Annotated in this window: 20 protein-coding genes; 8 read left to right on the top strand and 12 right to left on the bottom strand. The window is 53.7% G+C overall.

Annotated elements, in window-relative coordinates:
• Positions 1 to 6 precede the first annotated feature (6 nt).
• From Q9J79_RS05010 to Q9J79_RS05000, 3 genes are all read right to left on the bottom strand, one after another.
• Complete coding sequence (locus Q9J79_RS05010; protein WP_301911182.1) at positions 7 to 492, bottom strand: CinA family protein; 486 nt, start codon at positions 490 to 492, stop codon at positions 7 to 9.
• A 25-nt stretch (positions 493 to 517) separates the two neighbouring features.
• Positions 518 to 1366, bottom strand: coding sequence for a mechanosensitive ion channel family protein (locus Q9J79_RS05005; RefSeq protein WP_301911181.1), 849 nt, complete (start codon positions 1364 to 1366; stop codon positions 518 to 520).
• 94 nt (positions 1367 to 1460) lie between these two features.
• A complete protein-coding gene (locus tag Q9J79_RS05000; RefSeq protein ID WP_301911180.1) occupies positions 1461 to 2462 on the bottom strand; it encodes a thiamine ABC transporter substrate-binding protein in 1002 nt (333 codons plus the stop codon).
• Between the two features lie 58 nt (positions 2463 to 2520).
• Between Q9J79_RS05000 and Q9J79_RS04995 the strand changes: the two genes are divergently transcribed.
• The 5 genes from Q9J79_RS04995 (at position 2521) to Q9J79_RS04975 (ending at position 5868) form a co-directional block, all read left to right on the top strand.
• Positions 2521 to 3234 carry a pyrimidine 5'-nucleotidase gene (locus Q9J79_RS04995; RefSeq protein ID WP_301911179.1) on the top strand — a complete coding sequence of 238 codons (714 nt, stop codon included), beginning with the start codon at positions 2521 to 2523 and terminating at the stop codon, positions 3232 to 3234.
• Positions 3227 to 3499 (top strand): spore cortex protein, encoded by a 273-nt coding sequence (locus Q9J79_RS04990; RefSeq protein ID WP_301911178.1) that lies wholly within the window; start codon positions 3227 to 3229, stop codon positions 3497 to 3499. Before Q9J79_RS04995 ends, Q9J79_RS04990 begins: the two co-directional genes overlap by 8 nt.
• Before the next feature lie 54 nt (positions 3500 to 3553).
• Complete coding sequence (gene glmU, locus Q9J79_RS04985; protein ID WP_301911202.1) at positions 3554 to 4933, top strand: bifunctional UDP-N-acetylglucosamine diphosphorylase/glucosamine-1-phosphate N-acetyltransferase GlmU; 1380 nt, start codon at positions 3554 to 3556, stop codon at positions 4931 to 4933.
• Positions 4934 to 4982: 49 nt separating this feature from the next.
• Positions 4983 to 5267 (top strand): hypothetical protein, encoded by a 285-nt coding sequence (locus Q9J79_RS04980; protein ID WP_301672869.1) that lies wholly within the window; start codon positions 4983 to 4985, stop codon positions 5265 to 5267.
• 274 nt (positions 5268 to 5541) lie between these two features.
• Entirely contained in the window at positions 5542 to 5868 is a 327-nt protein-coding gene (locus Q9J79_RS04975) for a zinc ribbon domain-containing protein YjdM (protein ID WP_301911177.1), read from the top strand.
• 100 nt (positions 5869 to 5968) lie between these two features.
• Here the strand turns inward: Q9J79_RS04975 and Q9J79_RS04970 are convergent, their stop codons facing one another.
• From Q9J79_RS04970 to efeU, 5 genes are all read right to left on the bottom strand, one after another.
• Entirely contained in the window at positions 5969 to 6388 is a 420-nt protein-coding gene (locus Q9J79_RS04970; protein WP_301911176.1) for a hypothetical protein, read from the bottom strand.
• Positions 6381 to 6695: a hypothetical protein gene (locus Q9J79_RS04965; protein ID WP_301911175.1), complete on the bottom strand. Its 315-nt coding sequence runs from the start codon at positions 6693 to 6695 to the stop codon at positions 6381 to 6383. Before Q9J79_RS04965 ends, Q9J79_RS04970 begins: the two co-directional genes overlap by 8 nt.
• A gap of 214 nt (positions 6696 to 6909) precedes the next feature.
• Entirely contained in the window at positions 6910 to 8175 is a 1266-nt protein-coding gene (efeB, locus tag Q9J79_RS04960) for an iron uptake transporter deferrochelatase/peroxidase subunit (protein ID WP_301911174.1), read from the bottom strand.
• A 142-nt stretch (positions 8176 to 8317) separates the two neighbouring features.
• Positions 8318 to 9484 (bottom strand): iron uptake system protein EfeO, encoded by a 1167-nt coding sequence (gene efeO / locus Q9J79_RS04955; protein ID WP_301911173.1) that lies wholly within the window; start codon positions 9482 to 9484, stop codon positions 8318 to 8320.
• 12 nt (positions 9485 to 9496) lie between these two features.
• Entirely contained in the window at positions 9497 to 10321 is an 825-nt protein-coding gene (gene efeU / locus Q9J79_RS04950; RefSeq protein ID WP_301911172.1) for an iron uptake transporter permease EfeU, read from the bottom strand.
• Positions 10322 to 10532: 211 nt separating this feature from the next.
• Here efeU and mltA point away from each other — a divergent pair, with 211 nt between their 5' ends.
• Positions 10533 to 11858, top strand: coding sequence for a murein transglycosylase A (gene mltA / locus Q9J79_RS04945; protein WP_301911171.1), 1326 nt, complete (start codon positions 10533 to 10535; stop codon positions 11856 to 11858).
• Positions 11859 to 12137: 279 nt separating this feature from the next.
• On the opposite strand, the gene Q9J79_RS04940 is transcribed toward mltA, so the two are convergent.
• The gene (locus Q9J79_RS04940) at positions 12138 to 12659 is read right to left on the bottom strand and encodes a hypothetical protein (protein WP_301911170.1); all 522 of its coding nucleotides are present in this window, start codon (positions 12657 to 12659) and stop codon (positions 12138 to 12140) included.
• 284 nt (positions 12660 to 12943) lie between these two features.
• Here Q9J79_RS04940 and glmS point away from each other — a divergent pair, with 284 nt between their 5' ends.
• Positions 12944 to 14782 carry a glutamine--fructose-6-phosphate transaminase (isomerizing) gene (gene glmS / locus Q9J79_RS04935; protein WP_301911169.1) on the top strand — a complete coding sequence of 613 codons (1839 nt, stop codon included), beginning with the start codon at positions 12944 to 12946 and terminating at the stop codon, positions 14780 to 14782.
• A 117-nt stretch (positions 14783 to 14899) separates the two neighbouring features.
• Positions 14900 to 16957, top strand: coding sequence for a methionine--tRNA ligase (gene metG / locus Q9J79_RS04930; RefSeq protein WP_301911168.1), 2058 nt, complete (start codon positions 14900 to 14902; stop codon positions 16955 to 16957).
• A gap of 75 nt (positions 16958 to 17032) precedes the next feature.
• Here the strand turns inward: metG and Q9J79_RS04925 are convergent, their stop codons facing one another.
• From Q9J79_RS04925 to Q9J79_RS04915, 3 genes are all read right to left on the bottom strand, one after another.
• The gene (locus Q9J79_RS04925; RefSeq protein ID WP_301911167.1) at positions 17033 to 17986 is read right to left on the bottom strand and encodes a D-2-hydroxyacid dehydrogenase; all 954 of its coding nucleotides are present in this window, start codon (positions 17984 to 17986) and stop codon (positions 17033 to 17035) included.
• A gap of 85 nt (positions 17987 to 18071) precedes the next feature.
• Positions 18072 to 18329 carry a hemagglutinin repeat-containing protein gene (locus Q9J79_RS04920; RefSeq protein ID WP_301911201.1) on the bottom strand — a complete coding sequence of 86 codons (258 nt, stop codon included), beginning with the start codon at positions 18327 to 18329 and terminating at the stop codon, positions 18072 to 18074.
• A gap of 48 nt (positions 18330 to 18377) precedes the next feature.
• Positions 18378 to 18806 carry a hypothetical protein gene (locus Q9J79_RS04915; protein WP_002233344.1) on the bottom strand — a complete coding sequence of 143 codons (429 nt, stop codon included), beginning with the start codon at positions 18804 to 18806 and terminating at the stop codon, positions 18378 to 18380.

The raw sequence follows: 18806 nt of genomic DNA, 5'->3' as shown, positions 1-18806 counted from the left end.
TTTTGTTCAGACGGCATCGCCGCCGTTTTCAATCAGCCCCGCCAACCTTTCCAAAGCAAAAGCGACGGCCTGCGCGCGGACGGATTCGCGGTTGCCGTCAAAACGGCGCATTGCTTCGCAACTTCCGCCCGGAAAGGCAAACCCGAACCAAACCGTGCCGACGGGTTTGCTTTCGCTGCCGCCGCCCGGACCGGCGATGCCGGAAATACCGACGGCGTAATCCGCCTGCGCCACGGCTTTCGCGCCGCGCGCCATCTCATGGACGGTTTGGCGGCTGACCGCGCCGTGTTCGAGCAGGGTTTCGGGCAACACGCCCAAGCGGTCTTCTTTGGCTTTGTTGCTGTATGTTACAAAACTCTGGTCGAACCATTGCGAACTGCCTGCAACGCTTGTGAATGCGGCGGCAAGCAGCCCGCCCGTACAGGATTCGGCACAGCTTACGGTTTGACGTTTTTTCGTCAGGTTTCGGGCGATGGTGTGCAGCGCGTCCATTTCCCACTCCCCTTTCAGACGGCGTTTAAGAATTGATGATGTGTATGTCGCGTTGCGGGAACGGGATGTTGATATTGACTTTGCGGAGGTTTTCGACCACTTGTTCGTGCAAGTCGCATTGCAGCGTCCAGCGGTCCGACTCGTGCGCCCAGGCCCATAATGTGATTTCGATGGCGTTGTCGCCCAAGGCGGTGATGTAGGCGGCGGGCTGCCGCTCTTCGTTTTGAATGCTCAAGGGGTGTTCTGTGGCAGCTTTCAACACCGCCTCTTTCGCCACTTTCAAATCGCAGTCGTAATCGACGCCGACTATCACTTGGGTGCGGCACAGCGGCAGGGTGGAACGGTTGACGATGCTGTTGCCCATCACCACGCTGTTGGGCAGCACGACTTCTTCGTTGTCGGTCGTCCGCAAAGAAGTCTGCACCATCTTGATTTCCCGGACAAACCCTTCAAAACCGCCGACGCGGATAAAATCGCCGACTTTGAACGGGCGGAACAGGATAATCAGCGCGCCGGCGGCAAAATTAGACAGTTGGTCTTTCAGGGACAACGCCACCGCCAAACCCGCGCCGCCGATTAAGGCGGTTACGGATGTTGTGGAAACGCCCAATCTGCCCAATGCGGCAATAATCACCAAAATCAATAAGCCGATATTGGCAACATTACACAAAAAACTAATCAGCGTGGCATCGACCTTGGCGCGCGTCATCGCCGCCCTCATCACGGCGACAATGCGTTTCGCCGCCCATTTCCCAATCAGGAAAATAAGCAGCGCGGCGGCAAGGTTCAGCCCGAACGCCCACGCCTTTTCAGCCAGATGCTCCCAGCCGGAAACACTCATCAGGTGTAAAAAATCAAATTGTTTGAAGTCCATTGTTTTTCCTCTCGATCGAACATCCGCCCCGTGCTGCGGAATCGGCACCGGTGTAAAAATGCCGTCTGAAGCCCTGCGGGGCGGTATGTTTGTTTTATTTCAAAACCGTCCTGATCCAACGGGAAACCCATCCGCGCTGGTTCGCATCAATATCGCGCTGCGCGGGTGCGGTGGTGTGCGTCGGTGCTTGTGCAAAACGGAACACGTCGGGCAGTCGCGTGTTTTTGACGGCGGGGTAAACCCACATTTCGGACGGAACCGCCTGCTGCACTTCCCGACTTTGCAGCCATTGCACCAGTTTTGCCGCCAGCTTCGGCTGTTTCGCGCCCTTCAAGACCGCCGCGCCTTCGACCTGACGGAATACGCCGCCTTTTAAAAACAGGTTGCCCGTCGGCGGCTCGCCGTATTTGCCTTTGGAAAAATACACTTCCGCCGCCGGGCTGGCGGCATAGCCGACCACCAGCGGATACGCGCCGCCGTTGTGCGAAAAGTCGGTGTAATACGCCTCGCTCCAACCTTTGGCGACCTTCACGCCGTTCTGCCGCATCTGTGCCCACCATTTGAACGCGCCTTCTTCGCCCATCCCGCTGATGTTCGCCATCAGGAAGCCCAGCCCCGGGGAAGACGTGGCGGGAGACGGCACGACCAATAGGTTTTTATATTCGGGGCGGGTCAAATCCTGAAGGGTTTGCGGCAGGGGCAGCTTTTTGCCTTCAAACCATTTTTTGTCGTAATTGATGGACACATAGCCGTAATCGACCGCCAAAGCCGAAGGCAGCCCGACCGCGACGGGGGCGGATCCGGGTTGCGCCGCCGCCAAAATGCCCATTTCCCGCGCCTTGCCGATATTGGCGTTGTCCAAGCCGTACACCGCGTCGGCAATCGGGTTGGCGCGGCTCAAAATCAGTTTGTTGAGCATTTCGTTCGCGCCGCCCGCCTGAATAATCGACACTTTCGCATCGTTTGCCCGCTCGAAGCGCGCAATCAACCCTTTGGGCAGGCTGAACGACTTATGCACCGCCAGCCTGACTTCCGTCTGCGCCTGCAGGTATGCCGAAACCGCCAGCAGCGGCAGCAGCCAAATTTTCCGTTTCATTCCGAGTCCTCCTCTATTCGCTGTAAAATAACATTCTAACAAATTTTCACGGTTCAACATGCAAGAAAACCCGACCGTGTGGCTGTTCGACCTCGACAACACGCTGCACGATGCCGACGCAGGCATCTTCACACTCATCAACCGCGCTATGACACGCTATATGGCACGCCGCCTCAAACTCTCCGAATCTGCCGCGTCCGACCTGCGTCAAGACTATTGGCACCGCTACGGCGCAACGCTCGCCGGACTGCAAATCCACCATCCCGAAATCGACATTGCGGAATTTTTACGCGAAAGCCATCCGATCGATGCAATCCTGACCAAGCTGCACGGCATGGCGGATACGGAACACACCCTATGCCGTCTGAACGGGCGCAAGGCGGTTTTTTCCAACGGCCCGTCGTTTTACGTCCGTGACGTTGTCGGCGCACTCGGTTTGGAAAACTGTTTCGACGCACTGTTCGGCACGGATGATTTCGGCCTGCTCTACAAACCCAATCCGCAAGCCTACCTCAACGTCTGCCGCCTGCTGGACGTACCGCCCGAATGCTGCATTATGGTGGACGACAGCGCGGACAACCTGCATCAGGCAAAGGCGCTGGGTATGAAAACCGTCTGGTTCGGCGCAAAATCCCACGCGCTGCCCTTTATCGACGCCTCCGTAAGCGATATGACGCAACTGGCACAGTATGCAGAAACTTTGTCAGAACGCCGCCAAAATCATTACAATACCCGCACAAACCCCGAAAATACGAAAGAATGCTATGCGTAAAACCTTCCTCCTCCTAACGGCCGCCGCCGCCCTTTTGTCGGGCTGCGCGTGGGAAACTTATCAAGACGGCAACGGCAAGACCGCCGTCCGTCAAAAATATCCCGCCGGTACACCCGTTTATTACCAAGACGGCAGCTACTCAAAAAATATGAACTACAACCAATACCGCCCCGAACGCCGCGCCGTACTACCCGACCAAACCGGCAACAACGCCGACGAAGAGCATCGCCAACACTGGCAAAAGCCAAAGTTTCAAAACCGATAAACCCACCCTATGCCGTCTGAAACCCTTTCAGACGGCATTGCACAGGAAAACGCTATGCCGCACAACACTTTAAACATCGTTATCCTCGCCGCAGGTAAAGGCACGCGCATGTATTCGCAAAAGCCCAAGGTTTTACACGAAATCGGCGGCGAAACAATGCTCGGGCGCGTAATCGGCACAGCCGCCGCGCTGAATCCGCAAAACATCTGCGTCGTCGTCGGACACGGAAAAGACCAAGTTTTAAACACCGTCAAACGCGATGTCGTCTGGGTCGAACAAACCGAACAGCTCGGCACCGGCCACGCCGTCAAAACCGCCCTGCCCCACCTTGCCGCCGAAGGCCGCACGCTGGTGCTGTACGGCGACGTTCCCCTGATTGACGTTGAAACCCTCAAAACCCTGCTCGAAGCCGCAGGCAACGAAGTCGGGCTGTTGACCGACGTTCCCAACGACCCGACAGGCTTGGGGCGTATCATCCGCGACAGCCAAGGCAGCGTAACCGCCATTGTCGAAGAAAAAGACGCAAGTGCCGCCCAAAAAGCCGTGAAAGAAATCAATACCGGCATTTTGGTTCTGCCCAACGCCAAACTCGAAGCTTGGTTGAACAGCCTTTCCAGCAACAACGCCCAAGGCGAATACTACCTGACCGACCTCATCGCCAAAGCCGTTGCCGACGGTATTAAAGTTCATCCCGTCCAAGTACGCGCCTCCTACCTCGCCGCCGGCGTGAACAACAAACTCCAGCTCGCCGAACTCGAACGCATCTTTCAAACCGAACAGGCACAAGAATTGCTCAAAGCAGGCGTTACCCTACGCGACCCGGCACGTTTCGATTTACGAGGCCGTCTGAAACACGGACAGGATGTCGTAATTGATGTGAACTGTATCTTTGAAGGCGAAGTCGAAATCGGCGACAACGTCGAAATCGGCGCAAACTGCGTCATCAAAAACACCAAAATCGGCGCAAACAGCAAAATCGCCCCCTTCTCCCACCTTGAAGACTGCGAAGTCGGCGAAAACAACCGAATCGGCCCGTACGCCCGCCTGCGTCCGCAAGCCCGCCTTTCAGACGACGTACACGTCGGCAACTTCGTCGAAATCAAAAACGCCGCCATCGGCAAAGGCACCAAAGCCAACCACCTCACCTACATCGGCGACGCCGAAGTCGGCAGCAAAACCAACTTCGGCGCAGGTACGATTATTGCCAACTACGACGGCGTGCACAAACACAAAACCGTCATCGGCGACGAAGTCCGCATCGGTTCAAACTGCGTACTGGTTGCCCCTGTAACACTGGGCAACAAAGTAACCACAGGTGCAGGCAGCGCGATTACCCGCAACGTCGAAGGCGGCAAACTCGCCCTCGCCCGCGCCCGCCAAACCGTCATCGAAGGCTGGAAGCGTCCCGAAAAAACAAGCAATTTAGCGAAGTAACAGGTATTCCAAATATTTCTGATAAATATAAAGAACAAGGAGTAAAAAAATGAAAGTAATCACTATTACATTGTTTACTAGCTGCATACTATCTGGATGCTATGGGCTTGAATATGGAATGAGTGGCGGCATTCCTCATGATGACTGGGCAAGAGGTAGCCATGTTAGTCAAGCCAAAGCAGATGCTGCGTGGAAAGAATGTTCTGACAAATATATGTGGAATGGTGGTTCAATATTAGTAGAACAATGTATGAATGATAAAGGACTAATACGTTTATCTGAAATACGTCGTAGGCAAAAGATAGCAGAAACACAAAGAGCAGTAATTAAGTAACAATAATGAAATACTACTGTTCCCGAACAAAGATCGTGTTTTAAGATTGCGCCGATTTGCCCATACGTTTCAACACACAGGACGACACATAAAGCGTCGCCCTATGAAATGCCGGACAGGCATCGTCCGATTATTTGGCGAGATGGTTTTATTCAACCCCATCCCTGTTCCGACACCGTTTTGAAACACAGGTAAAACCCGACAATGCCGTCTGAAACCGGTTTCAGGTTTCAGACGGCATACCGAAACAAACATCCGATAAGGACGGCAAACCATGTCATTACCCCCATGCCCGCAATGCGCCTCCGAATACACCTATGAAGACGGCGGACAATACATCTGCCCCGAATGCGCCCACGAATGGAATGAAACCGAATCCGCCGCCCCTGCGGTGGAAGTGCTCGATGCCAACGGCGCAGCGCTGCAAAACGGTGATACCGTCATCCTCATCAAAGACCTCAAGGTAAAAGGCAGCTCGATGGTGATCAAACAAGGTACGAAAGTCAAAGGCATACGCCTGCAGGAAGGCGATCACAACATCGGCTGCAAAATCGACGGCAGCGCGATGAATTTAAAATCCGAATTCGTCAAAAAAGCCTGACCGTCCAAAATAAGAAACGCCGTCCGAACCCATTTGGCAAGGTTCGGACGGCGTTTTCACAGTGCGGATAATATCGATTGTTTTTTAAACTATTCCGGTTCTATCCTTTTTGATTGCAAACTGAAGCAGCCACTTTACCCAAAGCTCCCTCCGAATCAACCGGTTCCATCTTTAGGGTTGGGTAGTATCTTTGGACAGTTTTAGCAGCATTCATATCAAATTTTTCCATATATTCATGCCCTACACTTTGGCTGTTGCAGTTAACCCTGATCCGAGAAAATAGAACCCACCCTTTCTTAAGCCCAAGTTCCTTAACATCATCCATCGCCCATATTGACATTACCCCCACTCTATACCCATCCATATAGTCAATATCTTTACCTACAAGCCACGCCACTTTCCCATCTATATACACAAGATCAAATTTGTCTGAAAATTCAGATGCATACGCAGATGAAGAAACCAACAGCAAGAAAACAATAAAGGCTTTTATTTTTCCGATAACAGACAAACTATTCATCACATCCTCCAAACTCAAACGACATTTTCTCCGTATCCAACACACACCTCCGGTCAGTCTCAACAGGCGGTTCGTCAGGAAAAAGGGCCATTCCCTCCCCTGCATCGCGAGACCCATTGGGGATGGGGCGTATCAGCCGGTTTTCCCACAATAAATCGCTCCCCCCTTCTTGCATCCTTTGAACACATTGCCGAACGATTTCCTCATCCCTATCGTCGGCAGCGCGTATATTCCCATAGCAATAGTTTGAACCTTCCGAAAACCTGTTTAAATAAATATCCACAAATACGGGAATTTTTTTACTCATATTGTTCTCCAGTATGTTTATAACTTGAGGTACTTTCCGTCAAGGAAAGTACCTCAAAAGTGTACACTTTTGAAAAAATCTGCCCAGGTAACAAACCAATGCCTACACCGCTGATTCAAAATCCGAATTCGTCAAAAAAGCCTGACCGCCCAAACAGCAAAATGCCGTCTGAACCCCTTGTCGGATTCAGACGGCATTTGTCCGTCAGGCAAGTTTATACGCCCAGCAGCCCTTGTCCCAAGAAGCCGCCTTTTTCCACGCCTGGCAAGACGAAGAAATAGCCGCCGCCGAAGGGGCTGATGTATTCTTCCAGCGGTTCGCCGTTGAGGAGGTTTTGCACGAAGATGAATCCGTCGGCAAGGTTTGCCTGATAGCAGACGAACACCAGCCCGACATCAAGCTGTCCGCTTGAGGCGAGTCCGCGCGAATAGCTGTAGGCGCGGCGGAAGAGGCGGTGTTTTTTGAGAAATTCGGGATCGCGCGGATTCGCCAGGCGCATATGGCTGTCTTTGGGCGTGGTATTCCCCTCGGGGTCTTTGGCAAAATCCGGTTGGTCGGCTTCTTTTTTGCCGTCCATCGGCGCGCCGCTGTATTTGCGCCGCCCGAAAATATCGGTTTGCTCTTGAAGCGGCGTCCTGTCCCAAAACTCGACAAAGTGGCGGATAAGACGGACTGCCTGATAGCTGCCGTTTTTCGCCCACTCCGGTTCGTCGAGGCTGTTGGCGGCCACACCCGTCCACAAAACCTCGTCGGCGGTTTTAGGATCGGAAACTTTGGGATTGCCTGTGCCGTCGCGGAAGCCCAACAGATTGCGCGCCGCCATCGCGCCGGGTTCGGATTTGGGCTGCCACCCGTCGATACTCCAGCGGATAACGGCGGTTTGGGCGGTGTGTTTGATGATATCGCGCAGGGCGGCTTGGCAGGTTTCAGGGGTGAAGGCGCAGATTTGCAGGCTCAAATCGCCGTCGCACCAGCTTTTTTGCAGCTTATCGTTGGAGAAGTCGCGCATTTCCTGCAAATGAACCGGTTTTTTGTCTTTGAGTCCGAATCGGCCGTCAAACAAGCTGCTGCCCACACCTACGGTAACGGTCAATCCGTCGGGGTTGAAGGCCTTGCCCAAAATGCCGCTGCCGGCTGGCGGAAGTTTGTCGTCGCCGTCTTGGTATTCGCCGCCTTGGGTGAGAAACTCGATGCGGGCGGTCAGCGTGCGGAACAGGTTTTCCAGCTGCTTGGCACTTTGCGCGGTTACGTCGAAGGCGCACATAATGGAAAACGCCTGCTGCGGCGTAACGATGCCTGCCTGATGTTCGCCGTAGCAGGGATAAGCTTGGGGCGAGTGTTGGCTTTCAGCGGTGCGTTCGGCGGTTTCGCCCTGTTTTTTGCCGCCGAGATAACCTCCGATTGCGCCGACTGCTCCGGCTGCGATCGCAGTTTTAAAGAGTGTGCGCCTGGTCGGTTGTGTCGGGTTGTTCGTACTCATGTTTTATCCTTTGTTTAAACTCTGTATCCGATACAGCGGAACGCGGGGAACGGAAACCTCCGCCTTTTTCAATACCTTTCCGGTTTTGCAGATAAAATTTCAGACGGCATCTGTCGCCAAATGCCGTCTGAACGCTTAAGGCTTATTTCAAGCCGAGTATGCCGCGAAGTTGGGCAAGGTCTTCAGCAAGCGCGTTGACGGGGGCTTGTAACGCTTTGCGGTCGGCTTCGCTCAGCTTGTCGTAGGTTTCAAAACCGTCTTTAGTCCGGTATTTCGCCAGAATTTCGTTGACCTGTTTGAAGTTGGTATCGGTTTTTTCCAACAGGGCTTTGTTTTTGGCCTCAATCAGCGGACGGAACAAATCGACGATTTTTTTAGATCCGTCCACATTGGCTTGGAAGTCGCTCAAATCGGTGTGGCTGTAACGGTCTTCTTCGCCGCTGATTTTACTGCCCGCCACTTCTTCAATCAGTTCGGACGCGCCGCCGACCACCTTACCCGGAGGGAATGCCAATGCGTCGATTTCTTTTTGCAGTGCTTCGACATCGGTCATCAGTTTCGCTGCAATTTCCTTCACGCCGGATACGTCTTTTTCTACCCAAAGGGCGTGTTCGATACGGTGGAAGCCGGTAAATCCGGCATCTTTCGCGCCGTCTTTGAAGTCGTCTTCACGCGCATCGATGACGGGGTCAAGCTCACTGAAAAGCTCGGCAATCGGTTCGATGCGTTCGTAGTGGACGCGGGTGGCGGCAAACAGAGATTTCGCCTTTTCAATGTCGCCTGCTTTGACGGCTTCGGTAAAGGTTTTGGTTTTCGCCACCAGCTCTTTGACTTCGCCTTGGACGTAGGCTTTATAGTCGGCGAGCGGTTGGGACAGTTTTTCCAAATCCGCTTCGTTGGCGGTGTCTTTAAAGCCGCTGTCGGTAACCACCAGCTTGCCGCGCGGATTGGTCAAAAGGCCGCATGTCATTTCGTATTCGCCCGGCAACAGGGTAACGGTCATTTTGTCGGAAAGTCCGGGGGCGATGTTTTCGCGCTCGTCCACCACCATCACGCCTTTGAGGATTTCCCATTCCAGCTTGCGGCCGCTGTTGTTTTTAATATCAAACACGACCTGTCCGCTCGGCACGGTCAGCTCCATCGGTTCGCAGGCAGTATCGTTCACACCGATATTGACCGAACCATCGGCATTGGCGGCAGCGGATGCGCCTGAAGCGGCAGGCGCGGCTTTTTCGGCTTCAGGCGGCTGACACGCGGTCAAACCCAAAGCCAGCATTACAGACAAAGCAGTCAGATTGAATTTTCTCATTTTACTTCCTTCTTATTTAGTTAACGTTTTTGCCGGCGCACTGCCGCGCAAAAACCAAATCATGACGGGAACCAGATACAGCAGCCAAATCAGGACTTCGCCTTCGGTCGGATGGTCGGTATAGCCGAAGAAACCGCCGAGCAGCACGCCTAAAGGGCTGTCTTCATGCAAATATTTCGATGTGTCGAAAGCGATGTCCTGCATCGCATTCCATACGCCTGCCTCATGCAGCGCACGAAACGAACCGGCAAGCAGACCGGCCGCCACCACAATCAAAAACGCGCCCGTCCAACGGAAAAACTTCGCCAAGTTCAGGCGCATACCGCCCTGATAAATCAGCGTACCGATGACAACCGCCGCCAACAGCCCCAACACCGCGCCTATCGGCATAGACCACGTCGGGCTTTGCTGGAACACGGCAAGCAGGAAAAACACGCTTTCCAAACCTTCGCGCGCCACGGCCAAAAACGCCATGCCGACCAAGGCCCAGCCTTGGCCGCTGCCGTGGTTCAAGGCCGTCTGAACAGAATCCTGAAGATGCTGTTTCATCGAACGTGCGGCCTTCTTCATCCACAAAATCATGTAGGTCAGCATCGCCACGGCCACCAAACCGATAATACCGACGACGAACTCCTGCTGCTTCTGGGGAATCTCGCCCGTTGCCGAATGGATGCCGTATCCGATACCCAAACACATGGCCGCAGCCAAAAACACGCCCAGCCAAACCTTCGGCATCAGCTCGCTGTGTCCCGACTGTTTCAAAAAGCTGGCAACAATGCCGACGATCAGGGCGGCTTCGATGCCCTCGCGCAGCATAATTAAAAAAGCGACCAACATAAATACAAACGAACAAGGATGATGAATAATATATTATCGGAATATTTTTATTGTCTGTAAATACAAATGCAAGCTATTTTTATCTAAAGCATCATGCGGCGGAAAGTTCCACAGGCTGCGGTCGCGCCCTGTGTTAAAATCCCACCCTCCCCGGCTGCCGCAACGCCGCCCGAAACCATCTTTTTTATTACTGTCGGCAACATTGTCCATTATGAAAAAACACCTGTTCCGCGCCGCCCTGTACGGCATCGCCGCCGCCATCCTCGCTGCCTGCCAAAGCAGGAGCATCCAAACCTTCCCTCAGCCCGACACATCCGTCATCAACGGCCCGGACCGGCCGGCCGGCATCCCCGACCCCGCCGGAACGACGGTTTCCGGCGGCGGGGCCGTCTATACCGTTGTGCCGCACCTGTCCCTGCCCCACTGGGCGGCGCAGGATTTCGCCAAAAGCCTGCAATCCTTCCGCCTCGGCTGCGCCAATTTGAAAAACCGCCAAGGCTGGCAGGATGTGTGTGCCCAAGCCTTTCAAACCCCCGTCCATTCCTTTCAGGCAAAACAGTTTTTTGAACGCTATTTCACGCCGTGGCAGGTTGCAGGCAACGGAAGCCTTGCCGGTACGGTTACCGGCTATTACGAGCCGGTGCTGAAGGGCGACGACAGGCGGACGGAACAGGCCCGCTTCCCGATTTACGGCATTCCCGACGATTTTATCTCCGTCCCCCTGCCTGCCGGTTTGCGGGGCGGAAAAGCCTTTGTCCGCATCAGGCAGACGGGAAAAAACAGCGGCACAATCGACAATACCAGCGGCACGCATACCGCCGACCTCTCCCAATTCCCCATCACCGCGCGCACAACGGCAATCAAAGGCAGGTTTGAAGGAAGCCGCTTTCTCCCTTACCACACGCGCAACCAAATCAACGGCGGCGCGCTTGACGGCAAAGCCCCCATACTCGGTTACGCCGAAGACCCCGTCGAACTCTTTTTTATGCACATACAAGGCTCGGGCCGTCTGAAAACCCCGTCCGGCAAATACATCCGCATCGGCTATGCCGACAAAAACGAACATCCCTATGTTTCCATCGGACGCTATATGGCGGACAAAGGCTACCTCAAACTCGGGCAGACCTCGATGCAGGGCATCAAAGCCTATATGCGGCAAAATCCGCAACGCCTCGCCGAAGTTTTGGGGCAAAACCCCAGCTATGTCTTTTTCCGCGAGCTTGCCGGAAGCAGCAATGACGGCCCTGTCGGCGCACTGGGCACTCCGTTGATGGGGGAATATGCCGGTGCAGTCGACCGGCACTACATTACCTTGGGCGCGCCCTTATTTGTCGCCACCACCCATCCGATTACCCGCAAAGCCCTCAACCGCCTGATTATGGCGCAGGATACCGGCAGCGCGATTAAAGGCGCGGTGCGCGTGGATTATTTCTGGGGTTACGGCAACGAAGCAGGGGAAACGGCAGGTAAAATGAAAGAACCAGGTTACGTTTGGCAGCTCCTGCCCAACGGCATGAAGCCCGAATACCGCCCGTAAACCGGCCAAACAATGCCGTCTGAAGCCCATCACGGCCAATCGGGCGCATTAAGGCGAAGTTTTGCGATACCTCCGGCACAAGCCGACTGGACAAAATGCTTTTTTTTATTTGACGGAATGGATTTCCGCCCGAACGGAAATACCCCCTTGCAAACGATCGGAATCAAACGGATATTCAAACGCGTCCGAACAAAAAAAGGCGGACATTCCTGCCCGCCCGTACCGGTACGGAAACCGCACGTCCGATTCGGACGGCGGCATCCTCCCGGTTATCCTCCGCTAAAGCAACAATGCCCGGGGTCTGCCGTTGCATTTGATTTCTTTTTCCAATTCATCGAACTCGGCTTCAAACCGCCGTTTCAATTGCTCGATCGCCGCCTGACGCTGCTGATACGTTTGGTTTGACGGCAACGCATTTTGCGCGTCGAGGTATGCCTGTGCCGTTTGTCCGCACTTTTTCTGATGGGCGATGATTTTGTCCTTCATCGCCGCATCGGTTTTGACATACTGCCTGCGTTCGACATACAGCTCTTTCCCGTCGTCGGAAAGTTTGATCGGGATTTCCCCTATCCCCGTGTTTATCGAAAGCGCGCCGTCTTTTTCAGACAAAAGCAAAGACTTTTCCTTGCCTGTAAATACGTTGATTTTATTAAGGAAATAATTGCCTTTTTCTTTTTTGACGGCAATCATACCCTCTTTTTTGTCCGACTTTTCGCGCCAATACCCCTCGTAACCGCTGGCATCCTTACCGCAGCCCGCCAACACTGCCGCTACGCCGACGGCCAAAAGCATTTGTTTCATTTCCATACTCCGTTAACATTAAGACCGGGCGAGTATATTGTTTTTTTTTTTCAGCTTGTCAATATTGATTTGCAAAAACTATAAACTAGTAGCAGGCAATGCCGTCTGAACGCCTTTCACGGGCAGACAGGGAAATCCCTCCTTTTTTTGAGCAAGCCCAAGCCTTCAGACGGCATTTTGCTGTTTTCCGGTGCGGGAGGCGGTTTATAATCCGAAGCGGAAGGTGCGGCACGGGAGCCGTCCGCGCCTGTTTTTTTTTTTCAACCGGATACTAAGGAACAGTTATGTGCGGTATCGTCGGCGCCATCCGCGCCCATCACAACGTCGTCGATTTTCTGACCGACGGACTCAAACGCCTCGAATACCGGGGTTATGATTCATCAGGCATTGCCGTCAACACCGACGGCAAAATCAAACGCGTGCGCCGCGTCGGACGCGTGCAGCTTATGGAGGACGCGGCACGCGAAAAAGGAATAGCGGGCAGCATCGGCATCGGTCATACGCGCTGGGCGACACACGGCGGCGTAACCGAGCCGAACGCCCACCCGCACATCAGCGGCGGGATGATTGCCGTCGTCCACAACGGCATCATCGAAAACTTTGAAAGCGAACGCAAACGCTTGGAAGGTTTGGGATACCGTTTTGAATCGCAAACGGATACCGAAGTCATCGCCCACAGCATCAATCACGAATACGCGCAAAACGGCGGCAGGCTGTTTGAAGCGGTACAGGAAGCGGTCAAACGTTTCCACGGCGCATACGCCATCGCGGTTATTGCCCAAGACAAGCCTGATGAATTAGTTGTGGCGCGTATGGGCTGCCCGCTTTTGGTCGCTTTGGGCGACGATGAAACCTTTATCGCTTCGGACGTGTCCGCCGTCATCGCCTTTACGCGCCGCGTGGCGTACCTCGAAGACGGCGACATCGCGCTGCTGGCTTCAGACGGCATCAAAAGGCTGACCGATAAAAACGGCCTGTCCGCCGAACGCAAAGTCAAGGTATCCGAACTCTCCCTTGCTTCTTTGGAACTGGGCCCGTACAGCCACTTTATGCAAAAGGAAATCCACGAGCAGCCCCGCGCGATTGCGGACACGGCGGAGGTTTTCCTCGACGGCGGCTTCATCCCCGAAAACTTCGGCAAAAACGCCAAAAGCGTGTTTGAAAGCATCCGCAGCGTCAAAATCCTTGCCTGCGGCACGTCCTATTACGCCGCGCTGACCGCCAAATATTGGTTGGAATCCATCGCCAAAATCCCGGCCGATGTCGAAATCGCCAGCGAATACCGATACCGCAGCGTGATTGCCGACCCCGACCAACTGGTCATTACCATTTCCCAATCCGGCGAAACGCTGGACACGATGGAGGCTTTGAAATACGCCAAATCTTTGGGACACCGCCACAGCCTTTCTATCTGCAACGTGATGGAATCCGCCCTGCCGCGCGAAAGCAGCCTCGTGCTTTATACCCGTGCCGGTGCGGAAATCGGCGTCGCCTCGACCAAAGCATTTACCACGCAACTGGTCGCTCTGTTCGGTTTGGCGGTAACGCTGGCGAAAGTGCGCGGGTTGGTTTCCGAAGAAGACGAGGCGCGTTACACCGAAGAACTCCGCCAGCTTCCCGGCAGCGTGCAGCACGCCTTGAACCTCGAACCGCAAATTGCCGCTTGGGCGCAACAGTTTGCCAAGAAAACCAGCGCGTTGTTTTTGGGGCGCGGCATCCATTACCCGATTGCCCTCGAAGGTGCGTTGAAGCTGAAGGAAATCACCTACATCCACGCAGAAGCCTATCCTGCCGGAGAACTGAAGCACGGGCCGCTTGCCCTGGTGGACGAAAATATGCCCGTCGTCGTCATCGCGCCCAACGACAGCCTATTGGACAAAGTCAAAGCCAATATGCAGGAAGTCGGCGCACGCGGCGGCGAACTTTTCGTCTTTGCCGACCTCGACAGCAATTTTAATGCCACCGAAGGCGTGCACGTTATCCGCGCGCCGCGCCACGTCGGCGAATTGTCCCCCGTCGTGCATACCGTCCCCGTGCAGCTCCTCGCCTACCACACCGCCCTCGCACGCGGCACGGATGTGGACAAGCCGCGCAATCTGGCGAAATCCGTAACCGTCGAATAACCCCGCCGTTTTGCAAAAATGCCGTCTGAAGCCCGATTTTTCAGGCTTCAGACGGCATTTATCCATCGGATTTACGGTATAATTCCCCTTTACCATCTATCCCCAAAAGCATAAACCATGACACGCAAAATCCTCGTTACCTCCGCCCTGCCCTATGCCAACGGCAGCATCCACCTCGGCCATATGGTCGAACACATCCAAACCGACGTTTGGGTGCGCTTCCAAAAACTGCGCGGCCACGAATGCCACTACTGCTGCGCCGACGACACCCACGGCACGCCTGTAATGCTTGCCGCGCAAAAACAAGGCATCGCGCCCGAAGACATGATTGCTAAAGTCCGCGAAGAACACCTTGCCGACTTTACCGGTTTTAACATCGGCTACGACAATTATTACAGCACCCATTCCCCTGAAAACAAACAGTTTTCCCAAGACATTTACCGCGCGCTGAAAGCCAACGGCAAAATCGAAAGCCGCGTCATCGAGCAGCTTTTCGACCCCGAAAAACAAATGTTCCTGCCCGACCGCTTCGTCAAAGGCGAATGCCCGAAATGCCACGCTCAAGACCAATACGGCGACAACTGCGAAGTCTGCGGCACGACCTATTCCCCGACCGAACTGATTAATCCGTATTCCGCCGTTTCCGGCGCGAAACCCGAATTGCGCGAATCCGAACACTTCTTCTTCAAACTGGGCGAATGTGCCGACTTCCTAAAATCATGGACTTCTGGCAACAACCCGCACGACGGCAAGCCCCATCTGCAAGCCGAAGCCCTCAACAAAATGAAAGAATGGCTGGGCGAAGGCGAAGAAACCACCCTGTCCGACTGGGACATCTCCCGCGACGCGCCGTATTTCGGTTTTGAAATTCCCGACGCGCCGGGCAAATACTTCTACGTCTGGCTGGACGCGCCCGTCGGCTACATGGCGTCGTTTAAAAACCTGTGCGACCGCATCGGCGTCGATTTTGACGAATACTTCAAAGCCGACAGCCAAACCGAGATGTACCACTTCATCGGCAAAGACATCCTCTATTTCCACGCCCTGTTCTGGCCTGCCATGCTGCATTTCTCCGGCCACCGCGCTCCGACCGGCGTGTACGCACACGGCTTTTTGACCGTGGACGGGCAAAAAATGTCCAAATCGCGCGGCACCTTCATCACCGCCAAATCCTATCTGGAACAAGGCCTGAACCCCGAGTGGATGCGCTACTACATCGCCGCCAAACTCAACAGCAAAATCGAAGACATCGATTTGAACCTGCAAGACTTTATTTCGCGCGTCAACAGCGACCTCGTCGGCAAATACGTCAACATCGCCGCCCGCGCGTCAGGTTTCATCGCCAAACGCTTTGAAGGCCGTCTGAAAGACGTTTCAGGCAGCGCATTGCTGGCAAAACTGACTGCGCAAAGCGAAGCCATTGCCGAATGCTACGAAAGCCGCGAATACGCCCGCGCCCTGCGCGACATCATGGCATTAGCGGATGCGGTGAACGAATACGTTGATGCCAACAAGCCGTGGGAACTGGCGAAACAAGAAGGCCAAGACGAACGCCTGCACGAAGTATGCAGCGAGCTCATCAACGCCTTTACCATGCTGACCGCCTACCTTGCCCCCGTATTGCCGAAAGTGGCCGAAAACGCCGCCAAATTCCTGAATTTGGAAGCCATCACTTGGGCAAATACACGCAAAACCTTGGGCGAACACGCCATCAACAAATACGAACATTTAATGCAACGAGTGGAGCAAAAACAAGTGGACGATTTAATCGAAGCCAACAAACAAAGCATCGCCGCCGCAGCCGCGCCTGCCGCCGAAGAAAGTCAATACGAAAAAGTTGCCGAACAGGCAAGCTTCGACGACTTTATGAAAATCGACATGCGCGTTGCCAAAGTATTGAACTGCGAAGCCGTCGAAGGCAGCACCAAACTTTTGAAATTCGACCTCGATTTCGGTTTTGAAAAACGCATCATCTTCTCCGGAATCGCCGCGTCTTACCCAAAGCCTGCCGAATTGAACGGCCGCATGGTCATCGCCGTCGCCAACTTCGCCCCGCGCAAAATGGCAAAATTCGGCGTATCCGAAGGCATGATTTTGAGTGCCGCCACGGCAGACGGCAAACTGAAACTGCTTGATGTCGACGCAGGCGCGCAACCGGGCGACAAAGTCGGTTAAGTAGAAATATCAAAAAAAATGCCGTCTGAACCCTTTGGGCGTTCAGACGGCATTTTTTTCGCAATCCCAATAAAATCAAACCACCCGATTTTGCGCCTCGCCTTTCACAAAGGCGTTAATGTTCGCCAACAATATATCGAACAGCCTGTCCAACGCTTCACGGCTTGCCCACGCGGTATGCGGCGTAACAATCAGATTGGGAAGGCGGGTCTTCAACAGAGGATTGCCGCTCCTCGGCGGTTCCTCCGTCAAAACATCGACACCTGCCCCGCCAATCTGCCCGTATTTGAGTGCGGCAACCAGCGCATTTTCATCCACCATCCCGCCGCGCCCGCAATTGATCAAAACCGCACCGGGCTTCATCTGCTGTAATTCGTTTTCGCCTATCATATTTTCAGTTTGGGCATTCAACGGACAGTGCAGCGACAACACATCAGCAGCCCGTACCGCATCTTCAAAGGAAACATAGCCTTCACGCACAGCGGGCGCGTGTTTGTGTTCGGCAAACACTACCCTCATACCGAACGCCTGCGCGTATCGGGCAAGCGTCCGTCCTATATTGCCGCGTCCGAAAACCGCCAGCGTTTTGCCGTTCAAATCCCGAATCGGCGCGCCGTAATGGCAGAAAACCGGCGACTTCTCCCATAATCCTGCCGCAACATCACGCTGATAGGCGGGCAAATTCCGCATCAAGGCAATCATCAGCATAAAGGCATGTTCCGCAACCGATTCGTTTCCGTAGGCGCGGACATTGCATACAGCAATACCAGCCGCCTTCGCCGCCCCAATATCGATATTGTTCACGCCGGTCGCACTGACGGCAATCAGCTCAAGCTGAGGATTATCCGCAATGATATCGGCAGAAATGACAACCTTATTGGTGATGACGATGTGCGCACCGCATACGCGTACCGCCGTTTCCGCGGCATCTGTCGTGCCGTAAACCGCAAGCTCGTGCGGGAAATCGAAGTGAAAAGTCCGACCGGGCAAAGTATCCGCATCCAAAACAACGATCTTTTTATGATTCATAACTTCTATCCTTATTTGGAAAATGATTTATTTACACTAACATTAAATAGCAAATTTAAACCGCGCAACCTTATGATAATCTTTATCATTCCTCCGTCAATGTCCAATCCGGGAGAGGATGATGCTTAAGGGCATCGCCTTCGGCGGAGATTTGTGCGCCTTTGGCTTCGATGTTGCCTTTGGTGGCACGGATGCTGAGATGGCGGCCGGCTGTCAGCGAGCTGCCGACGGCTTCGGCGCTGCTGCCATCCTGCACCTGCGTGCTGCGGCTGCGGGCACAATCAGAGCCGAACCGAAACCGAGCAGCAGGCTGAAAGCCAGCGTGCCCAAATGCAAACGACAGCCTGAATGGGGTTTCGGGCTGCCTTTAATCTGCATTATGGAATCATGATTAGCCATACGGGTTTTCTGTTTTTTGCTTTTCTTCTTTAAACCATTGTTCAAAAATATTACCCGGTGTTAAATCATCTCTATGCGAGAAAAATTTTTCATATGAATAATTAGCGGATGCTTTCTGATTTACATTGTCATATATGAGTTTCAACTGAGTTGGAATTTCCTGATGATTCTCGGCAAAGACAGAGCATAGTTCCGAATAATCTTCCATTCCAAGATTAAGAAACTGCCATTGAATCTCTTTTGTATTAAAAGACTCCTTTCTCATAATTTTATTATCCACTTTAAAAAAAGCATCAAAAGACAATACGTTTCTTTCCCTTGCACCATATATATAGACAGCGGTAACCCCCTCTCCTGAAAATTCAAGTGCCAAGCTAAGCATACGTTTTTGTATTTCTGATATCTTATCTTCAAATTTCAT

This window comes from Neisseria viridiae (genome assembly GCF_962747995.1).
In the GTDB taxonomy this organism is placed as follows: domain Bacteria; phylum Pseudomonadota; class Gammaproteobacteria; order Burkholderiales; family Neisseriaceae; genus Neisseria; species Neisseria viridiae.
This window is presented reverse-complemented; position numbering and strand designations above follow the sequence as displayed.